The following is a 19001-nucleotide window of genomic DNA, read 5'->3' as shown; positions in this document are numbered from 1 at the left end:
ATCCACTTCCATTCCTACCTTAAGGATAGCCGCAGCCTCCACAACCTGCAAATGGTTTCACCACAAGTTCGCAACATTTCGCTGTTAGTATTGCTACCAAAGAAGCCACTTGGGGGGATTTGAAATGAGCTACAAATTGTCTATCAAGAAAAAGCAATGGATCGTCGTCATCCATGTGCTTTCGGTGGTCTGCTGGCTTGGCGGAGCGATGGTCATGCTGCTGCTCGGCCTGTATATGCAGAAGGCGGAGAACGGCGAGCAGTTGTATTACACCTTGGAAAATATGCATTTGATCGATGTCGTCTTCGTCCGATACACCGCTCTTCTTGCGCTGTTTACCGGCATTGTATTGTCCGTTTGGACGAATTGGGGGCTCTTCAAGCATTATTGGATCTTGATCAAGCTGATCCTGACCGTAGCGCTGATTGCTTTCGGCATCAAGTACATGGGAGCCTGGTTATCCCAAATCGTTCGCATCGCGCAGCAGGAACGATCCCTTGCGCTGAGCGACACTGCCTTTCTGAACGCAAGCTATTCGTTGATTGGAGGAGCCGCGGCCAATATCGTCTCGTTGATCTTCATGACGGCGATCTCGTATATCAAGCCGTTCGGCAAAATAAACAAAAGGGCTTCCAAATCGAAGCCGGGGGCGGCAGCTTGACGAAAGCATCCGATCATGAGGAGTGGAAACCATGCTCGATACGATAGCCAGTATCCTATTGACGGCCAGTATGGCCCTATTGTGGGGAATCGCAAGTATGGCAGCGGGAAGCTTGCCCTACTCCACGACCAACCAAAGCTTGAGAAAGAAGAGAACCTTTTTGCTCCGGATAGCTTACGCTGCGTTAGTTTTGAGCGTCCTGTGGTACGCGGTAGTCATCGGCAAATTCCTATCGAGCGGATGGCTGTTCGTAGAGGGCATTGTCAAAACTCTCGTACCGCTAACGTTGATCCCTCAATTGTATGTGGCGGTAACAATCCTGCCTCGGTTAAGAAGCTTGAGGGATTCCGGCGGGGAACCGCCGAGGCAGGAAGCGCTGCGCACGGCGGCTCATCCTTCCGTGACGTTGTCCTTTTTGGCGGCGGGGCTTGCTTCCGGCATGTCTGCCTTCAGCACCGTCTTTGCTCAACCGGTCCTGCCCAGCCTGGTTGAGATTGCTCAGCAAGTCATTCTGGTGGCGCTGCTATTACTTGTACCGGCGGTTTTTATAAGATGGAAGTACTTGAAGGTTGCGAGGGGGGAACGGTTTCAGCACGGGCTTGTTATCCGGCTGTTAATCCTCTTGGCTGCGAGTATGCTCACTGCCTTCGTGGCAATAACCATCCTCGTATCCAATGTACTCGTAGGGGTCCATGCCTCCAAGCTGCCGGAAGCATCCGACATGATGAATCATGACCGGATGGACGAAGGGGGCGGTGCGGCAACTCGGATGTCCATAGGCTCCGATCATCATAGTCATCAGCAGCACGGTAATTCTCAAACCGGCACAGTGGAAGTAGCTGCACTTACAGGAGATATTTCGGCTCCCGCCGATGTGAAATTTGAGATGGTGGCACAGCAGAAAACGATAACGCTTGCTTCGGGAGCCACCATCGATGCCTGGACTTACAACGGGGAAATCGCTCCTGAGCTTAGGGTGAAGCATGGCGATATGGTCGAAGTGAAGCTAATCAATCAAGATATCACCAGCGGCGTTACCATCCATTGGCATGGCTATAACGTACCGAATGCGATGGATGGCGTGCCGGGGATGACCCAAAATGTCGTGAAGCCGGGACAATCGTTCACCTACAAGTTTCGGGCCGACCAGGAAGGCACCTACTGGTTTCACTCTCATCAGCAAGCGTCGGAGCAAGTGAGGAAAGGGCTTTTTGGCACGCTGATTGTTGAACCGAAACAGGATGCCGAACCTTTCGATGAACAGATTACCGTTATCCATCATCGCTGGAAGATCGATCAAGGGGATAAATATGCGTTCGGACAACAAGACACTCTACAGTGGAAGCAGATGCAACCGGGGAAGAAAGTAAAGCTGAGAATCATCAATGCGCATAACCTTTCTCAAAACTATTCTCTGCAAGGGACCGATTTCCAAATCACAAGCATCGATGGGGTGCGGATCCAAGACCCGCGGCTTTTATCCGACCAAACTGCGTTTCGGCTTGGTTCGGGCGGGAGATACGATGTAACCTTCACGATGCCCGACCACCCGGTCTTTTTTACACAAGGCAATTCCAAAAACGACAACGATCCAGGAATTGTTTTTTACATCGACAATCCTTCGGAGAAGCCGATCTTCAAAGCGGAATCGGCTATATTTGACCCGTCCGATTATGGCAAGCCTGTTGTAAACGAGGTAACGACTGTGAATAATTTCGATCGGGAGTTCCAGATGATTCTCGGGAACAAGATGGGATTTTACAACGGCGGGTTTCATTTTCTATGGACCATCAATGGAGACGTTTACCCCCGGGTACCGACTTTGGTCGTCAAAGAAGGCGATAAAGTCAAAATGACGTTTGTGAATAAAAGCTTGGCCGAGCATCCGATGCACCTGCATGGGCATCATATGACCGTTTTGAAGAAAAACGGCGAGAAGGTGAAGACGCCGTGGCTTACCGATACGTTGAATGTCCTTCCCGGCGAATCGTATGAGGTCGCGTTCGTCGCTAATAATCCGGGCATGTGGATGGACCACTGCCATAACCTGGATCATGCGGCAACCGGAATGATTCTGCATCTTATGTACGATCATGTTGTTTCTTCCTATGAAGTAGGGACTAGATCCGGAAACTTGCCTGATTAAACCATGTAGGATCGGATTTTTCTAAATTGTTTTGTGCTGCCCCCGTTTCTTTTCGCCGTCCGCTTTCGTTATAAGTGGGGAAGAACATTGTTAAGGAGCTGAAATCAAATGTTGACTACACAGATTGGCAGCATCTTTATTCCTGTGAACCATTTGGAACGGTCGATATCCTTCTACACGGAGATGTTGGGGCTTGTATGCCGAGGCATCGAGGACTGGGGGGGAGGCAGCCGCGGGGCAACCTTGTTCTTTCAACCGCATCCGAAGGATGCTGCTTTGCTCAGCTTAGCGGAGAGGAAAGAACCGATTCCCGTTACGCCCTTCCCAAGCTTCAACATAAGGTGCAAGGATGTCCGAACTCTCCATACAGAACTGCAAGCGCGGGGTTGTCAGGTTAGCGGCATCGAAACATGGGATTCGGAATGGAACCATCATGTCATGTTCGATGTCTTTGATCCGGATGGTCATAGGATCAATATAATCGAGTTAAGTCCTATTGCAGCTGAAGTTCATAAGAGTTAACCTAAAGCAACTGAACTTGCTTTAATTACTATCCTCTGTCGCTTGAACGAGCAAACAGGCTGGAAGCATGAATCTGGTAGGGGGGCAAGCTAAGGGGTACGAAAGATCAAAGGCCGCCTTTTTTTCAAAGGGCGGCTTTCCTGTTGTTAGGGCACTATAAGCAGCGGCAAGTATTTTCGAAATTCCATAGGGTTGGGGCATTGACAAATGAATGAACGGTTCATATACTGTAAATAAATGAATGAATCATTCAATTATCGGGAGGAATTCCAAATGAGCGGAATAAAGAAGACGAACGATCAAACCTTAAGAGGAAAATATGCGGTGATTACCGGGGCCACAAGTGGGATCGGATTGGCGGCCGCCCAAGAGCTGGCAGCCAGAGGGGCGAATTTGGGTATCGTTGCGCGCAATGCGGCCAAAGCGCGAGAGGTCGCGGTTAAGCTCCAGTCGTCCTCCGGCAATTCGATCACGGTGGACGTTTTCATCGCTGACATGTCGTCCCAGCGTTCGATCCGCCGCGCAGCAAACGAAATTTTAGCGAAATGCCCAAGGATTGATATTCTGATCAATAATGCGGGTGCCATGTTCCTCGATCATAAGCTGACTGAGGACGGACTGGAGATGACCTGGGCGGTCAACCATATCGCGCCATTCTTGTTAACGAACCTGCTGCTTGATAGACTGATGATGAGTGAACATGCCCGTGTCATTACTACGTCGTCCCATGGCCATAAGATGGCCGCGCAAGGCATCCATTTTGATGATTTGAGCGGCCGGCGTTATTTTGGATTGCTGGGGAAGATGAAGGGCGGCCCTAATTTCCGATATGGCGAGACGAAGCTGGCGAATGTTTTGTTTACCGCCGAACTGGCGCAACGATTGAAAGGCACGAATGTCAGCGCGTATTGCTTTGATCCGGGACTCGTCGCTACGAATTTCAATCAAGACAATGGAGGTTGGCCCGCATGACGATGGCCGTCATGAAGAGATTTTCTCGAACGCCCGAGAAGGGGGCGGAGACGCTTGTATGGCTGGCGGAAACCGACGATTCAAACCTAGAAAGTGGGCGTTACTACGCAGATAAGCAAGTTAGGAAGCCGTCCACGCAAGCGAGCGATAGGGAAGCGGCGCACAAGCTATGGGAAGTGAGTACGGCGCAAATTTGCGCATCGGAGGCTTAAGTCGACGCACAAAAGGGGAGAAGGATAACCTATGCCAAGAATAGCAAGAGCGCAAACCGAACAAGCGCTTGACGAACGCAAAGATCAGATCAAAAAGGCGGCTCTAAAAGTTTTCGCGGAGAAAGGGATCGCTGGCACGAAGATGAGCATGATCGCAGAGGAAGCCGGCATCAGCCAAGGTTTATCGTACCGTTACTTCGAATCAAAGGACGAGATTTTCACGCTTCTCGTGGAAGAGGCAATCGAGGAATCCCAGAACGCTGTCCGGACTATTCAACAATTACCGGGTTCGCCTTTGGAGCAGCTAAGGACATTCACACTTCGACTGCTCGACGATAATCATAAGCAATTCTTCCTGCTCATTCAACAAGCGCAAAAGTCGGAAGGCGTACCGCGCAAAGCAAAGGAAGTGATTGAGCGGTATTCTCCTCAGAATACGATTGAGCATATCATTCCGATCGTCGTCCGAGGGCAGCAGGAAGGACAATTCGCGGAAGGCGATCCCTACAAGCGATTAATTGTGTTTCTTTCGGTCGTGACCGGTCTTATGCTTCAGGATGCAAAGGCGATGGGGATCGACTGGACACAAGAGGTCGACCTTCTGCTGAACATCATGACGAAGTGAAGAGCAAGCGAAATGCCCGTTCCAAGCCACCTCTGTGACTTGAAACGGGCATTTTGATTTGTTACACGGACAACCTTGGACTAGAGCGTCAACCCGCCGTCGACCAGTACGATGGAACCCGTCATGTAGCTGGCGCGATCGGAAGCGAGGAATGCGACGACTTCCGCCAGCTCTTCCGGCTGCGCATAGCGGCCCATGCGCATATTGGCGACTTCCTCCGGTACGTAGCCGCCCGACACGAAAGCCTGCTCTACCCCTTTCGTAAGAGCCGTCTCTACGCCGCCCGGGCAAATGCCGTTGACGCGGATGCCTTTCTTCACATACTCTAGCGCCGCGCCTTTCGTTAGACCGACAACCGCATGCTTGCTAGCGGAATAAGCGGAAGCGCTGTGCTCGCTCTTCACCCCCGCCGTCGAAGCGGTGTTAATGATCGTGCCGCTTTCTTGCTTCTCCATCACCTTTAAAACATATTTCATACCGAGGAAGACGCCCCGGACATTTACGCTCATAATCCGGTCGAACTCGTTCTCGTCAATGTCAGCGAACATCGAGAACTTCTGTACAATCCCGGCGTTATTGAAGAAAATATCGATGCGGCCGTAGGTATCAATCGCGGCGTTCACATAACGTTGAACATCCTCGCTTTTCGATACGTCGGCCTGTACGAAGATGGCTTCTCCGCCCTGCTCCTGAATAAGCCGGACCGTCTCCTGGCCGGTTGCCTCGTTAAAGTCAACGGCGACGATCTTCGCGCCATAGCCTGCCATTTTGATGCTGCTTGCACGGCCGATGCCGCTTCCTGCCCCAGTAATGATAGCGATTTTGTTGTCCAACATATTCGTTCATCCCTTTCCATAATGGTAGCAGACTTTTTTTCTGCAGCTTTAGTGTAATAGGCTTGCCCGGCCGTTAATTGTATTTATCAACGATTTTTAGTACTTTTTTAACACATCCTAATGTTAACCATGAATGTAGCCTATGGAGGTCGGTCCTCATGAATAAGCTGCCGGAGCTGGCTGTCTTTGGCCGGCTTCTCCACGATGCCCTTGAACTCCCTGTCTTTGTTGTCCATCCAGGGCGGAAGATGGAATCGGAATACACCGAGCGTTCGCTTCGCGCCAATCCGTACTTTGCCTCGATTCGCGATCAACTCGCGGGCTACGCTTATGCGCTGTATGCAGCGGAGCAGCCGGTCCATTTTACCCGTTCCAATCTTCAGTATTTCTTTGTGAATGCCCTTGACGAGGACCGGCTTGCCGGCACGCTCGTCGTCGGCCCGTACCTGCATGAGGCGCCGGGGGACAGCCAATGGAACGAGACGTTGGATACCCTCCACGCGGGTAACCGGGAGCAGGTTCTCGACTTGTACGAGAGGGTTCCGCTGCTGCCGCCAGAGCGCGCTCGGGCGCTAAGCCTGATGATCCACTATGCGATTCACCGGCAGCTCGTCGATCCGTCAGCGAATCTTCTGGCTGAAGGCACGTCGATGCTGGAACCGGCTGTGAGGAAGCAAGAGCCGGATGCCGAGCTATCCCGAAGCCGTAGAAGCGGCATGCTTCACGCTAACTTGTCCCATGAGCGCGTTTTGTTGCACTACGTGCGCACGGGTGAGAGGGAACGAATCCGGACATTCGTCCTGGAATCCATCATCGGCGAAGACGAGCTCGGCGTGTTAGCCAAGCGGAGCCGGCTCCGCAGCGAGAAGAACCTGATGATTACGGGAATCGCGCTGATCTGTCGTGCGGCGATTGAAGGAGGTATGCACGAGGAGGATGCGTTTACGCTGAGTGATTTCTATATTCAGCTGTTGGAGGAGAAGGATACGCTGCAGGCGGTCGCCGCCGTCATGACGGATGCGCTGTTCGACTTTGTCGACCGGGTGGCGGAGGTGCGCCGCGGCCATTACTCGCCTGCCGTGCAGGATTGTCTTCACGAGATCGCCAACCATCTGTACGGCGACATTACGCTCGATCGGCTTGCCGAGCGCACCAATCTAAGTCCCAACTACTTGTCGAGTCTGTTCAAGAAGGAGGTTGGGATGACGATTTCCGAGTATGTCCAGCGCGAACGGATCGAGGAAGCGAGGAGACTGCTCACGCTGACCGACTATCCGATCACTGACATCGCCGCATGGCTGAACTTTAGCGACCAGAGCTATTTCAACAAGGTGTTCAAGAAATGGAAAGGGATGACGCCAAAGGCATACCGGCAGTCCGAGCGGCGCCCGGCGCAACATGCTGAACCAAGTACCTAAAGAATGTTCTCTTATTTCTGGAACATAAAAAGTCCGGCAAGGGATTAAACCTTTACCGGACCTTTGTTGTCAGTATGCTGTAGCGGAACCTTGCAGCTTGCGTTTTCCCACTCTTAGGGATAATCCGAAACTGATGAGCAGAACAATACATGCGAGTGTATACGGGTAGTTGATATCTACATCGAACAAAAATCCGGCTATGGCAGGTCCGGCAATATTGCCGAGGCTGGTAAAAGCCGAATTAAGGCCGGCAACGTAGCCTTGCTGGTCCTTGGCCAGCATCGACATTTGGGTACTGATGGCCGGACGCAAAATATCGATTGCCAGGAAGACAATAAAGGTAACGGCAAAAATGAGCCAGTATTTGTGAACGAACAGCGTCAGAAGAATAAAAACGCCAGCAAATAGAAGGCAGATTGAGATGACGCGTTTTTCGCCAAGACGGTTCAGAATCCAGCTAAAAGCGGTCACTTGGACAACGGCACCGGCAATGGAGCCGAACGTTATGATAAAGGCTATGTCTCTCGGCTCGAACCCAAATTTATGGTCGACAAATAGTCCAAAGACCGTTTCAAAATTGGCCAGTCCGAAAGACATGACAAAGACGATAATCAGGCTTAAAAAGTAGGGCTCGCGATAGGAGCGCATCAATTGAGAAAGAAGACTGCTCCGTTGTTTCGCGGGGGATGGCAGCCCGGATGGCGCTTCTTTTGCCGGCAGTGACTCCTGCAGAATAAACAAAGTGATACAGGCTGCGAAAATCCCCGCTACAGCAGCGGTATAAAAGGGGACGCGAATGCCGAATTCGGCGATATAACCGCCAATGCCAGGCCCGATAATAAAGCCTGTTGTAATGGCTGCGTTAATATAGCCCATCCCGGCAGCGCGTTCTTCCTTGGTCGTGACGTCCGCCGCGTAAGCCATGACGGCCGGCATGATGAGCGCGGCACTAATGCCGCCGAGCAGTCTTGAGACGAATAACAGGACCGCGTCGTTCGCGACCCCGAACAACCCTTCCGACAAGGCAAATACGATCATGCCGGTCACAATCATCCGTTTTCTTCCTAATGAATCAGCCAAGCGGCCGGCCAGCGGCGAAAAAAGAAGCTGGGTCAACGAAAAGGCTGCAACCAGCAAGCCGACGGTGCCCCCGGAAATGCCCAGATCCTCCATGTACTTAGGCATAATCGGAATGACTAGGCCGATCCCCGTAAAGACAAGAAAAAGATTTAACATGAGGAGCAGCAGGGCTCCTCGCTTTTTTAATAATAACGCCATTCCTTATTCCTCCACTACATAAGCAAACATACTTATACTGAATATTCATTCTAGATAATAGGGTAAAAAAAGCGGCTAGCGGGCAGGATGGATAATACCGTGTAAAAACACATCCATAGCCAACTTGTAAGCCGCCAACGCTTCTTCTCGTTTCATTCCTCGAGTGTGTTGACCCAACCCATACAGCAAACTGTCTAAGATCATGGCTAGTCCGGAAACATTCATGTTTTCAAACTCACCGTTGTCGATCCCTTTCTGCAGCAGTTGTTGGTTAAACTTAAGATAACCCTGGATCATCTCATTGATACGTTCTTCCACATCCGAAGCTTTCTCCGAATTGTTAAAAAACTCGTCAGCGGCCTTGGTTAACGGGTGATTGAATTGATCAAGGGCCAAATGCTCAGCCATACCGTACAATTTATCTATGGTGGTCGGATAGAGCTGCTCCTGGGCCAGCCATGTATCTTCCCATTCCCGATTCCATTCATCCACTAAATATAAAAAAAGCCCTTCCTTGCTCTTAAAATGATAATAAATATTGCCGCCGCTGCAGCCGGTTGCCTTCACGATATCTTCAATCGACGTGGCCTTGTAGCCTTTTTGTACGAACAAAGCTCTGGATGCATCGGCTATTTTCTTTTTCGTCTGCTCGGTTTGCTGCTGCTTTTTATTCATCCATGTTTCACCTCTTTTCTGGCTTGGTGGACAGGATGGTTTATCTCGCAAGCCCAAGCTCTTAGTAAAGGATACTGAACGTTTATTCAGTATCTTAGTCGATAAAGCGGATTTGCGCAAGTTTTATCTTAAAAACGGTGAGCGGCTATTGTTGGGAGGCGGAGCGTCGCATAATGGCGGGGCGGCTGACTAATGGGGACGGATGGAACGAAGGCCATTGGAGGAAATTCTCTGATGGTCTTCTACTCTTATATAAAAAGTACAAGTAAAGTGATAGAATAATAGTTCATGCCTGTTCTTAGTAGCCAACGAAGTGAGGAATTGACGGTGAAAAAGTTTAAGAAATTTTATCTAGAGATTACAAGTGTGTGTAATCTTGCATGCAGCTTTTGTCCGCCAACAGAACGACAGAAGCAATTCCTTTCTGTGGAGGACTTTTCCAATAGATTAGACCAAATTAAACCGCACACAGACTACATTTATTTACATGTAAAAGGTGAGCCGCTGCTTCATCCCAAACTAGGCCAATTGTTAGACTTAAGTCATGAAAAAGGGTTTAAAGTGAATATCACAACCAATGGAACATTAATCAATAAAAAGAGAGAAGAATTAGTAAATAAGCCGGCTCTAAGACAAATGAATTTCTCACTCCATAGCTTTGATGGCCATATCGGTTCTAAAGATAAGGAAGGGTATGTGAGAAGTATCCTTTCTTTTATTAGGGAAGCGACGAGTCAATCGGAACTGATTGTTTCCCTGAGATTATGGAACCTTACACAAGACAATGCGACGAATATCGAAAGTAAACGGAACAGAGAATTACTAGAAATTATTGAGCAAGAATTTGATTTGGACTACAAAATCGAAGAAAAGGTCGAACCAGGAGGCGGCGTGAAAATTGCGGACCGCATCTTCATTAATCAAGATTATGAGTTTAAGTGGCCTGCGTTACATGAAGAAGAAGATGATGGGAAGGGCTTTTGCTATGGGATGCGCAATCAAGCAGGTATTTTAGCAAACGGAACGGTTATCCCTTGTTGTCTAGATGGTGAGGGAGTTATCAACCTTGGCAATATTAAGGATCATTCCTTTTCTGATATTATCGAGATGGATCGCGCAAAAAACCTTGTAGAAGGGTTTTCGCGAAGAGTGGCAGTGGAGGAACTATGTAGAAAATGCGGATATCGTAAACGGTTTGGAGCTGGATGAGCAAACTGCCATTTGTGGTTGAGGTTGAGTCATTGAGCAAATGGATCCGATAGCGCAACAACGCAGGCTGCCGAACAAAAGATCGGCAGCCTGTTCAACTAACGGGCAGCATAGTTCAGTTACAACAAGAACTACATCTCTTCTTTCTCAGAAAATCAGGTTATATTCACCGACAAAGGCAAACTGGCGGCTGCAATTCGAAATACTCTATTACGTGGAAGGCAGGCGCGGGCTTGGCCTGCTCGGTCTTTCGCAATTGCCCTTGTACATCAGGCGATCAGTGGAAATCAACACGAAATTTTATTTTTTTAGGCTTCGCGGGGAACCCTGTTATTTGTGGAATTCAATGTAAAAGGGAAGGGACCGGGAAGCATGCATCATTTATACACGCATAACGATTTGGACGGCGTCGGCTGCGGGATTATTGCGCGCTGCGCGTTTGAAGATAAGGTGGACATCCGCTACAACTCCGTGCAAAGCCTTAATCCGTATGTGGAGCGGTATTTGGAGACATACCGTGTCAAGCCGAAGAAGAGTGGCATGCTGTTTATTACGGACTTGTCCGTGAATGAAGAAAATGAACACCGGATCGAACGGCATCTCCGGGACGGAGGGAAGGTGCGGCTGCTGGATCATCACAAGACGGCACTGCACTTAAACCGCCATTCATGGGCCAAGGTCCAGGACGCGTATGATGACGGAAGCTTATGCTCCGCCACATCCCTGTTCTATGAATATTTGGTGCAACACCGGATGCTGAAGCCGAGCCCTGCGCTGGGCGAGTTCGTCGAGCTCGTTCGGCAGTACGATACTTGGGAGTGGGAACGGTACGAGAATGAGAAGGCCAAGCAGCTTAACGACTTGTTTTTTCTGATGTCGGTGGATGATTTCGAAGACCGGATGGTGGAGCGACTGCAGCAGAACCCAACGGAATTTGCTTTTACCGAATTTGAGGAACGGCTGCTTGAGGTGGAGGAAGGCAAGATTGAGCGGTACGTTCGACGAAAACGGAGAGAGCTTGTACAGACGTTCATTGAAGAGCGGTGCGTCGGCATTGTTTACGCGGAGTCCTACCATTCTGAGCTTTCGCATGAGCTGGGTCGAAATTATCCGCATTTGGATTATATCGCGATTTTGAACGTCGGCGGGAAAAAGCTCAGCCTGCGCACGATCCATGACGACGTGGACGTGTCGGAGATCGCGGCACGGTTCGGAGGCGGCGGCCATGCGAAGGCAGCGGGCTGCCCGCTCACGGAGGGGATCTTTCAGCTGTATGCAGCGGAGCCGTTCTTCATCGAGCCGATGCGGGCGGACGCTGCCAACAATGAGTACAATACGAAAGGCTCCCGCTACGGCGTGCTTTACGAAAATCGTCGGGACGACCAGTTGTTTTTGTTTCCGGCAGAGGATCAATGGCATATCGATATGAACGGGGAAACGCTGGAGCCGTCATTCGATTCGTTCGAGGAGGCCGAGCGCCATGTGAAGCGGCATTATGCGGCTTGGCTCGTGCGAGACGACGCTTTCGTGCAATATCTGATGCGCCACGCGGCGAAGCGTTAGCAGTGCACTTAGATATCCCAAACCCGTGTTCACATACGGTGCCGTTTCGGCCGATGTAGGGCAAGGGTGTACTTAGCCGACCAGATTGGATGGGCTGCCTTATCCTCTCGAATTGATCAGCTAATCGTACTTATCCTCGTCGATTCGAAACTTATTCTGTACAATAAGCTCAGCTTCAGTTTCGAAATTTAGATAGAGTGGCGCCGGAAGCAGGTCAATCATTTGTTGCACCATAGGCAGTTCCAGGAAGGCCTCAATTGTATCAGGCTGCGGCTCTAAACAGGAAGTCCATTCCCGGACGGCATCGATGAATCGATAAAAGGAAGCTTCAAATAAGTTCGCGGCGGCTTCCGAATCTTCCTGATCGGCTCGAGCCATGGAATTCCAGTTATCTATAGCGGCTTGCAATGATTGTTCAACTTCGCGATTCACGCCTAATCCTCCCTAGATTCAGAATGTTTATATGCGTAAAGTATATAGCTTCTCATGATGTCTGTACATCTGTGGCCCGGCCGCCTCTTTCACGTTCGGTGTAGGTGGTGTATTATTGATATTTTTTTATTTGAAAGAAGCGGCACAAACAAAAAATGATGATAGTCGTTCAACTAACGAGGAACGATAGTTCGATATTCAACCAGATCCAGGCTGCCGATATGAATCGGCAGTCTTATTGCGTTACGGGCAGAATTATTGATTCATTTACCATCCTCCGTTTTACTAAAGTTGTATTCGGTCTGGTCCGGACTGTGCACATTAGCAATCCATGAGAAACCAGGCCTGCTTTTGGATAATAAAATGTAGACATAAGGAGGCTGCATATGGGACGTGTAATCCTGATGATGAATGTGACACTGGATGGTTGCTGTGACCACACGCAGGTGATTGCGGACGAGGAGAAGCTGACCGACACCAAACCCTTCGGCTCCGGCGTCGTGGTGCTCCGCTACACGCCCGTTCGTTAACTGCTTGACGATCACCGCGGCTCGGCACTGCCAGACAAATACATACGACCACAAGATGTAGCCGGCGAATATTTGTCGGCTGCTTCGCTTATCTCACGAGGAGCCTCTCTGTTCCAACCTGGCAGGATATAGGTGACGACAAACAGTTCTTTTCTCCGCAGAGCCGCCTATTGTGACAAATTTATATTGTTAGTTTGGTTCGAGTACTAAATTCCTTTGAAAGCGCACGATGGGAAGATTCGTTATACACGTAGCCGTAGGTGGAATTGTGGAAGATGGTCAAGGAAAATTCCATTTAGTAAAACTCGTGAACTTCATCACCCTAGGAATCGGCAGAACAAGCAGGCAAGGCATTGGTCTCGTTGGAAACTGATAATGGGAGGGAGTTATTGAAATGGCTAAACTGATCTACCCTGTTAACGTATCTTTGGACGGGTACATGGAGGACGAGCGCGGCAATATCGATTGGGGGATCTCCGATGACGAGACGTATGCGTTCTGGACTGGCTTCCAGCGGACGATTGGCACCTACCTATACGGGCGTCGCATGTACGAGTCAATGGTGTATTGGGAGACGGCGAATGCCAGCGGCGACCAGCCGGAGGTAACGCGGGAATTCGCGCAGATCTGGCAAGCGGCTGAGAAGATCGTGTATTCCCGGACGCTTCAAGCGGTGTCAAGCGCCAAGACTAGAGTCGAGCGCGAATTCGATCCTGATGCGATCCGGAGGCTGAAGGAGTCTTCAGGAGCCGATATTACGATTGGCGGCCCCGAGCTTGCTGGGCGGGCGATGAGCGCGGGTCTGATCGACGAGTGTCATCTGCTTCTTAATCCTATCGTCTTGGGCGGAGGTAAGCGAGCATTGCCGGACAACCTCCGCATGCGGCTCGAGTTGCTCGGTGAGCGCCGCTTCCGAAGCGGCGTCGTTCATCTCCACTACCGCGTGATCGTCTGACCGCGACGTTTTAACTAATGGGTACGTTAGTTAGAACAAAGCGAGTTCAAAGAAAAACGTCCGACAAAGGATGGCCTCTAGTTTTTTTGCGGAATTCCTTACAGGGCATGGATATATATATGGATAAGATATAGCCGTTCTCGCCTAAGCGAAATAGGTAATCTGTCGAAGTGGAGGTTTTGAAATGGCATTCCCGACACATATCTTATCTGCAGGCGGCATTGTAGAGGATGGGAACGGAAATATCCTTTTGGTAAAGGCTCATGATGATGGCTGGGTCTATCCTGGTGGCATTACGGAAGTTGGTGAAAATTTAATTGACGGTGTGATTCGGGAGATCAAAGAAGAAAGTGGAATCGATGCGTCAGTAAGCCATTTGATTAACATTGTTTCTAGTACAGGCGTACATAAGTGGTATGACGGGGTAACAGATGTCCCGACGAAGGTCATGTTTGATTTCGTATGTAAAGCGGAGGGAGGAGAGTTAGCGACCTCTGAGGAAACAAGCGACTGTCGTTGGGTTCCAAAGGGCAAGGTTTTGGATTACATTACCCTGCCAGCCATCCGAATCCGCTATGAAGCTTATTTGAACTATAACGGCTCGGTGAATTATATCGAGTATGTTACTCCGTCAACGAAAGAATGTACGCTCAAAGTTCAAAGGCATGTTTAATTCCCCTGATGGGACAGCAGCATAAGCAAGATCAAGGAAAGGGCCATCCTGCAGAGGGTGGCCTTAAACTTGCCGTTAGGGCTCTTGAAGTTTACGAAAGGGAAATAAGGAATGAGCGGAAATACGGGACTTCGCGGCATGGCTATCAGGTATTGGAGGTATTCATAAATCCTGCCTATTTATTCGGATTGAGGCTGTCCGCTTCATTGCATATAATGAAGGTACCACCCTTCGGGGAGATCGTTAAGGGAGGCCGCGATGAACGAGACCGCATTTGAAGAACCATTATTTGCAAGCTTGAAGCCGGGCTTAACCTCGTTCTGTTACCGAATGCTGGGCTCCATGGACGATGCGGACGATGCCGTTCAGGAGACGTGTATTCGGGTCTGGCAGAGCTGGAGCACGTTCAGACAGGATTCCTCGTTCAAAACTTGGGTCTATCGGATTGCCTCCAAACTGTGCTTGGACAAGCTGAGACAATCCAAACGCCGCGCGCTTCCCGTTGACCTGTTCGACCCGGCCGTCTCCATCGTCGAGCCGCGCGATACGCTGCCGGACTCTGCCTGGATCTGGCCGTCTCCCGACTTTGGGGGCAATCCGGAGGATCGGCTCGTCCGCAGAGATACCCTTCAACTGTGCTTCATTGCTCTCCTGCAGACCTTGCCTCCGCGGCAGCGCGCGGTACTCATTTTGAAGGATGTATTTGAATGGTCCTCCAAGCAGATCGCGGAAACGTTGGCGATGTCGCCGGCAGCGGTGAACAGCGCCTTGCAAAGAGCCCGAGGGACGATGGACCGGGCGCAGCTTCGCTCGGATGAGCTCAGCAGCATGGACGTTCAACCGGAGCAGCAGCTGCTGTCCCGGTATGTGGAGGCCTTCGAGCAATTCGATATTGCTGCGCTCGTCGCGTTGTTCCACGAGGAAGGCTGCATGTCGATGCCGCCCTTCGAGATGTGGATCCGCGGCAAGGAAGATTTGTCCGCCTTCTATTCGCTTACTCGCTGGCATTGCGAAGGTTCGCGATTTGTGCCCATTACGGTGAATGGCGGTTATCCGGCGTTGGCCCAGTATATGCCGGGCAAAGAGGGCTCTGGCCTGGTACCCTGGGGCATCCACGTCATCGAAACCAAAGAAAATCAAATCCTGCACGTTCAAAACTTCATTCATACGCCATTATTTTCGCGATTTGGGCTGCCTGAGCGAATGGACCAATGAATTTCGTCATTGGCTTACGTCTATATCATTGAGAATAACCAAACGACGAATATCGTGAGAGAGGTGTCTATTTAAAATGGAAGCGAGTCAACCGACGAAAGTAACCGTGCAAGCCGTCATTCAAGCCCCTGTCGAGAAGGTATGGCGCTATTGGACCGAGCCGGATCACATCACGAAGTGGAATCAAGCGTCCGAGGACTGGCATGCGCCGAGAGCCGAAAACGATCTGCGGGTCGGCGGCAAGTTTCTGACACGGATGGAAGCGAAGGATGGCAGCATGGGTTTTGATTTTGGCGGCGTCTACGATGTCGTGAATCGGCATGAGGCGATCGGCTACACCATGGAAGACGGAAGAAGAGTGGATATTGCTTTCGTCGATCAAGGGAATGAGACGAAGGTGATTGAAACGTTCGACGCGGAAAGCTCCAATCCCGTCGAGTTCCAGCAAGCAGGCTGGCAAGCGATCATGGACAATTTCAAAGCCTATACCGAACAAAACTAATCATCGCGAAAAAGACGCCGGGGAAGATGCCCGGCGTCTTTCATTTTGAACCCTAGTACGAGCGTGCTCTCCGTTAGCCTTAACCTTGTGCCGCATCCATGTTCATGTAGTTAATGGCCCACAGATGGCCGTCCAAGTCTACGAAGCCCCAATGATACATGAACTCATGATCTTCAGGTTCAGCGTGCAATTTCCCGCCCAAGGAGACCGCGGTATTCACGATCTCATCGACCTTTTCCCGGCTCTCGAAGGCCAATGCGATCGTCATCTGCGCATACTTGCTCGTATCGACGGATTCCTTCTCCGTGAGCGTATTAAAGAATGCTTGATTGATCAGCATGACCTGCAAGTTGTCGCCGATCACGATGGCTACCGAATTCTCGTTTTCGGGGAATTGCGGGTTGAGCTCGAATCCGAGTCCGGTGAAGAACGCTTTCGATTGTTCTACGTTTTTTACAGGCAGGTTGAAGCTCGTGAATGCGGACGTTAATGCCATCTTCAAAACACCTCTTCGTCAAATTAGTTTGTGTTCATTTATGTCTTCGTTTATATAGACGACAGCCGATCCGGGAATTCATCGGTCTCATGGATTCGGAAGCGTAAATTTTGAAAAATAACTTAGTATTGAGTTCGGATACCCGCCATGTTGCTTCCTAAACTTCCTCGACAAATTCGTTTCTCTGAGTATCCTTCTTTGGCTGCAACGTTTGCATATCTGATCCACGCTTTGCAGCCTTGGCAATGACAACAACGGTTGAGAGAATCAGAGCAAAGCCCAATAAATCAATCATTTGAAACCTATCGTTCAACCATACAACAGACAGCACCGAGGCTACTACTGGTTCAATCGAAGCCAAAAGACTTCCTTTCGTAGCACCAATTCGCCTGATACCCTCTAAAAATAAGATATAGGACAGAATGGTTCCAAATAAAATAACGACACCTAGAGCGGCATATACGCTAAGAGTACTCGTGACTTTTATTTCCCACGGTCTAAATACAATTAATAAGAGCCCTCCACCCAGAAGCATCCCCCAGGCTGTAATGAGCAAGGTATCGAATGTCTCCATTAACCGCTGTGATTGAATGCTGTAAACAGCAAAGGTGAGGGCAGATAGCATCGCCCAACATAAGGATCCTCCTGAAATGTGTAGGGAGGAGATATTGCCATGAGTAGCCACAATAAAGAGTCCAACGATCACGAGCATGACCGACACCATTTCATAACGCGCTGGCATTCTTCTCGTTTTAAGTGAAGTAAGTAGAATAATGAAAAAGGGACTCGAGTAGCTAATAAATGTCGCAGTAGCCGCATTAGAGGCAGCCACTGCTGCAAAGTAGGAATACTGGCATAAGGCTGCTCCCACGACTGCAAATATAATAAGATCCCGGACATCTCTTCTTTTCTTAAATATACGCAGGACTTGCTGTCCCCTCGTTTTACATACAATCATTAAAAGGGTACCAGCACAAAACAGCCTGACAGAGACTAGCCATTCTGGCGTTAATGAATGAACTTGAAAAAGATATTGTCCAAATACCCCAGCAAGCGCCCAACATACTCCTCCCAATAGTGCTAAGACATATCCTACTTCTCTCCTGAATAACATCTGTACGACTCTCCTCACTTAGATATCTATTTAAAAGTAGCTGAAGATCTATCCGCCGAAATGTAATCTATGCTACAATGCATTAAATTTTAGTTGAGGGATGATTGAAACGATGGTGACTATAAAAGTTCCGGAAACGTTATATTCGTATTTTGAACAAGCTGGGAATCTTGTTCGTATGCACGCGGGAGCCCAAATATACATGCAAGGCGATCAGGCCAACCGTCTGTATTTAATCAAAAAAGGTAGGGTGAGGGTATACTATATTTCTTCAAAGGGGGAGGAATTAACGCTGGAAATTGTGGAGAAGGGGCGCATTTTCGGGGAATCCTCATTTCTATCTCAATCAACAAGGCAAACAACTGTAGATGCCGTCAATGAGGTCGAATTGGTGTCCTGCACCTTGGAAGAACTGTATCCTTACTTAAATCAATCCAAAGAGCTGACGTTCATTCTTTTTCAGCTTCTCTCAAATACGTGCTGGCATCTGGCCCATCAACTAAAACGATCCACGTTCTATAACCGGCATGAAAAGGTAGCTAGTTTTCTTCTGGACGAGACAGCTCATTCTAACATCGACAAAGCCATTTCCGAAAATTGCCTCCCTTATTCTCATGAAGAATTATCTGTTTGTCTGGGACTAAACCGCGTGACGGTCACAAAAGTGCTGAATGACTTTAAACAAAAGGGATGGATCCAATTGCAATATAAGAGAATCCTCATCATAAATAGGAAGGCTTTAACTACGTTCCTTCATACCTTGGCTCAAGAATTTTAGGATTGGATGAATCGAGAGCACAACAACGCAGGCTGTCGACAAAGGATCGGCTGCCTGTTCAACTAAACCAGCTAATAGCTTGTCAAGATTTTTCAATAAATGTTTTAGAAGATGATGTTATACTTAGATCTGTGCATGCCAAATAACCCTCCAATCTGTGACTGGAAGGTTTTTCATATCGCTGGTCTT

Annotated in this window: 19 protein-coding genes and 1 pseudogene; 14 read left to right on the top strand and 6 right to left on the bottom strand. The window is 49.4% G+C overall.

All coding sequences use genetic code 11. The features are described 5' to 3' along the window. Positions 1-124 precede the first annotated feature (124 nt). From KJS47_RS19260 to KJS47_RS19240, 5 genes and pseudogenes are all read left to right on the top strand, one after another. Positions 125-661: a DUF2269 family protein gene (locus tag KJS47_RS19260; RefSeq protein WP_213526775.1), complete on the top strand. Its 537-nt coding sequence runs from the start codon at positions 125-127 to the stop codon at positions 659-661. Between the two features lie 31 nt (positions 662-692). Then, positions 693-2807, top strand: a complete 2115-nt coding sequence (locus tag KJS47_RS19255) for a multicopper oxidase family protein (RefSeq protein WP_213526772.1) — start codon at positions 693-695, stop codon at positions 2805-2807. A 108-nt stretch (positions 2808-2915) separates the two neighbouring features. Next, positions 2916-3329: a VOC family protein gene (locus KJS47_RS19250; protein WP_213526770.1), complete on the top strand. Its 414-nt coding sequence runs from the start codon at positions 2916-2918 to the stop codon at positions 3327-3329. 273 nt (positions 3330-3602) lie between these two features. After that, a pseudogene (locus tag KJS47_RS19245) lies at positions 3603-4513 on the top strand (SDR family NAD(P)-dependent oxidoreductase). A gap of 31 nt (positions 4514-4544) precedes the next feature. Next, complete coding sequence (locus KJS47_RS19240; RefSeq protein WP_213526768.1) at positions 4545-5138, top strand: TetR/AcrR family transcriptional regulator; 594 nt, start codon at positions 4545-4547, stop codon at positions 5136-5138. Positions 5139-5218: 80 nt separating this feature from the next. Here the strand turns inward: KJS47_RS19240 and KJS47_RS19235 are convergent, their stop codons facing one another. Further along, positions 5219-5974: an SDR family NAD(P)-dependent oxidoreductase gene (locus KJS47_RS19235; RefSeq protein WP_213526766.1), complete on the bottom strand. Its 756-nt coding sequence runs from the start codon at positions 5972-5974 to the stop codon at positions 5219-5221. A gap of 158 nt (positions 5975-6132) precedes the next feature. Here KJS47_RS19235 and KJS47_RS19230 point away from each other — a divergent pair, with 158 nt between their 5' ends. Further along, the gene (locus KJS47_RS19230) at positions 6133-7392 is read left to right on the top strand and encodes a helix-turn-helix domain-containing protein (RefSeq protein ID WP_213526764.1); all 1260 of its coding nucleotides are present in this window, start codon (positions 6133-6135) and stop codon (positions 7390-7392) included. Positions 7393-7461: 69 nt separating this feature from the next. On the opposite strand, the gene KJS47_RS19225 is transcribed toward KJS47_RS19230, so the two are convergent. Both KJS47_RS19225 and KJS47_RS19220 read right to left on the bottom strand, forming a co-directional pair. After that, complete coding sequence (locus KJS47_RS19225) at positions 7462-8670, bottom strand: MFS transporter (protein ID WP_213526762.1); 1209 nt, start codon at positions 8668-8670, stop codon at positions 7462-7464. 75 nt (positions 8671-8745) lie between these two features. Further along, positions 8746-9345 (bottom strand): TetR/AcrR family transcriptional regulator, encoded by a 600-nt coding sequence (locus tag KJS47_RS19220; protein WP_213526760.1) that lies wholly within the window; start codon positions 9343-9345, stop codon positions 8746-8748. A gap of 327 nt (positions 9346-9672) precedes the next feature. Here KJS47_RS19220 and KJS47_RS19215 point away from each other — a divergent pair, with 327 nt between their 5' ends. Continuing rightward, positions 9673-10554, top strand: coding sequence for a radical SAM/SPASM domain-containing protein (locus KJS47_RS19215; protein ID WP_213526758.1), 882 nt, complete (start codon positions 9673-9675; stop codon positions 10552-10554). A 372-nt stretch (positions 10555-10926) separates the two neighbouring features. Then, positions 10927-12117: a DHH family phosphoesterase gene (locus KJS47_RS19210; protein ID WP_213526756.1), complete on the top strand. Its 1191-nt coding sequence runs from the start codon at positions 10927-10929 to the stop codon at positions 12115-12117. Positions 12118-12237: 120 nt separating this feature from the next. Here the strand turns inward: KJS47_RS19210 and KJS47_RS19205 are convergent, their stop codons facing one another. Next, positions 12238-12549: a hypothetical protein gene (locus KJS47_RS19205; protein WP_213526755.1), complete on the bottom strand. Its 312-nt coding sequence runs from the start codon at positions 12547-12549 to the stop codon at positions 12238-12240. Positions 12550-12935: 386 nt separating this feature from the next. Here KJS47_RS19205 and KJS47_RS24145 point away from each other — a divergent pair, with 386 nt between their 5' ends. The 5 genes from KJS47_RS24145 (at position 12936) to KJS47_RS19180 (ending at position 16424) form a co-directional block, all read left to right on the top strand. After that, complete coding sequence (locus KJS47_RS24145) at positions 12936-13079, top strand: hypothetical protein (RefSeq protein ID WP_249716552.1); 144 nt, start codon at positions 12936-12938, stop codon at positions 13077-13079. 394 nt (positions 13080-13473) lie between these two features. Beyond that, on the top strand, positions 13474-14034 hold the full coding sequence (locus KJS47_RS19195) for a dihydrofolate reductase family protein (protein WP_213526753.1): 561 nt from the start codon (positions 13474-13476) through the stop codon (positions 14032-14034). 184 nt (positions 14035-14218) lie between these two features. Further along, positions 14219-14707, top strand: a complete 489-nt coding sequence (locus tag KJS47_RS19190) for an NUDIX hydrolase (RefSeq protein ID WP_213526751.1) — start codon at positions 14219-14221, stop codon at positions 14705-14707. A 258-nt stretch (positions 14708-14965) separates the two neighbouring features. Further along, entirely contained in the window at positions 14966-15922 is a 957-nt protein-coding gene (locus KJS47_RS19185; RefSeq protein ID WP_213526749.1) for a sigma-70 family RNA polymerase sigma factor, read from the top strand. A gap of 76 nt (positions 15923-15998) precedes the next feature. Further along, positions 15999-16424, top strand: coding sequence for an SRPBCC family protein (locus tag KJS47_RS19180; RefSeq protein WP_213526747.1), 426 nt, complete (start codon positions 15999-16001; stop codon positions 16422-16424). Between the two features lie 79 nt (positions 16425-16503). Here the strand turns inward: KJS47_RS19180 and KJS47_RS19175 are convergent, their stop codons facing one another. Together KJS47_RS19175 and KJS47_RS19170 are read right to left on the bottom strand one after the other, a co-directional pair. After that, on the bottom strand, positions 16504-16920 hold the full coding sequence (locus KJS47_RS19175; RefSeq protein ID WP_213526745.1) for a VOC family protein: 417 nt from the start codon (positions 16918-16920) through the stop codon (positions 16504-16506). Positions 16921-17077: 157 nt separating this feature from the next. Continuing rightward, positions 17078-18034 (bottom strand): DMT family transporter, encoded by a 957-nt coding sequence (locus KJS47_RS19170; RefSeq protein WP_213526743.1) that lies wholly within the window; start codon positions 18032-18034, stop codon positions 17078-17080. Positions 18035-18146: 112 nt separating this feature from the next. On the opposite strand from KJS47_RS19170, the gene KJS47_RS19165 reads away from it, so the two are divergent. After that, on the top strand, positions 18147-18812 hold the full coding sequence (locus KJS47_RS19165) for a Crp/Fnr family transcriptional regulator (RefSeq protein WP_213526741.1): 666 nt from the start codon (positions 18147-18149) through the stop codon (positions 18810-18812). Positions 18813-19001: the final 189 nt, after the last annotated feature.

The organism is Paenibacillus sp. J31TS4, assembly GCF_018403265.1.
Taxonomy (GTDB): Bacteria; Bacillota; Bacilli; order Paenibacillales; family NBRC-103111; genus J31TS4.
The sequence above is the reverse complement of the archived record's forward strand: the minus strand, read 5'-3'. Positions and strand labels throughout refer to the sequence as shown.

Coding starts and splice junctions, on each gene's coding strand:
- KJS47_RS19195 (WP_213526753.1), top strand. CDS start 13,474: ATGGCTAAACTGATCTACCCTGTTAACGTATCTTTGGACGGGTACATG.
- KJS47_RS19240 (WP_213526768.1), top strand. CDS start 4,545: ATGCCAAGAATAGCAAGAGCGCAAACCGAACAAGCGCTTGACGAACGC.
- KJS47_RS19170 (WP_213526743.1), bottom strand. CDS start 18,034: ATGTTATTCAGGAGAGAAGTAGGATATGTCTTAGCACTATTGGGAGGA.
- KJS47_RS19255 (WP_213526772.1), top strand. CDS start 693: ATGCTCGATACGATAGCCAGTATCCTATTGACGGCCAGTATGGCCCTA.
- KJS47_RS19165 (WP_213526741.1), top strand. CDS start 18,147: ATGGTGACTATAAAAGTTCCGGAAACGTTATATTCGTATTTTGAACAA.
- KJS47_RS19230 (WP_213526764.1), top strand. CDS start 6,133: ATGAATAAGCTGCCGGAGCTGGCTGTCTTTGGCCGGCTTCTCCACGAT.
- KJS47_RS24145 (WP_249716552.1), top strand. CDS start 12,936: ATGGGACGTGTAATCCTGATGATGAATGTGACACTGGATGGTTGCTGT.
- KJS47_RS19220 (WP_213526760.1), bottom strand. CDS start 9,345: ATGAATAAAAAGCAGCAGCAAACCGAGCAGACGAAAAAGAAAATAGCC.
- KJS47_RS19235 (WP_213526766.1), bottom strand. CDS start 5,974: ATGTTGGACAACAAAATCGCTATCATTACTGGGGCAGGAAGCGGCATC.
- KJS47_RS19185 (WP_213526749.1), top strand. CDS start 14,966: ATGAACGAGACCGCATTTGAAGAACCATTATTTGCAAGCTTGAAGCCG.
- KJS47_RS19225 (WP_213526762.1), bottom strand. CDS start 8,670: ATGGCGTTATTATTAAAAAAGCGAGGAGCCCTGCTGCTCCTCATGTTA.
- KJS47_RS19180 (WP_213526747.1), top strand. CDS start 15,999: ATGGAAGCGAGTCAACCGACGAAAGTAACCGTGCAAGCCGTCATTCAA.
- KJS47_RS19260 (WP_213526775.1), top strand. CDS start 125: ATGAGCTACAAATTGTCTATCAAGAAAAAGCAATGGATCGTCGTCATC.
- KJS47_RS19175 (WP_213526745.1), bottom strand. CDS start 16,920: ATGGCATTAACGTCCGCATTCACGAGCTTCAACCTGCCTGTAAAAAAC.
- KJS47_RS19250 (WP_213526770.1), top strand. CDS start 2,916: ATGTTGACTACACAGATTGGCAGCATCTTTATTCCTGTGAACCATTTG.
- KJS47_RS19210 (WP_213526756.1), top strand. CDS start 10,927: ATGCATCATTTATACACGCATAACGATTTGGACGGCGTCGGCTGCGGG.
- KJS47_RS19190 (WP_213526751.1), top strand. CDS start 14,219: ATGGCATTCCCGACACATATCTTATCTGCAGGCGGCATTGTAGAGGAT.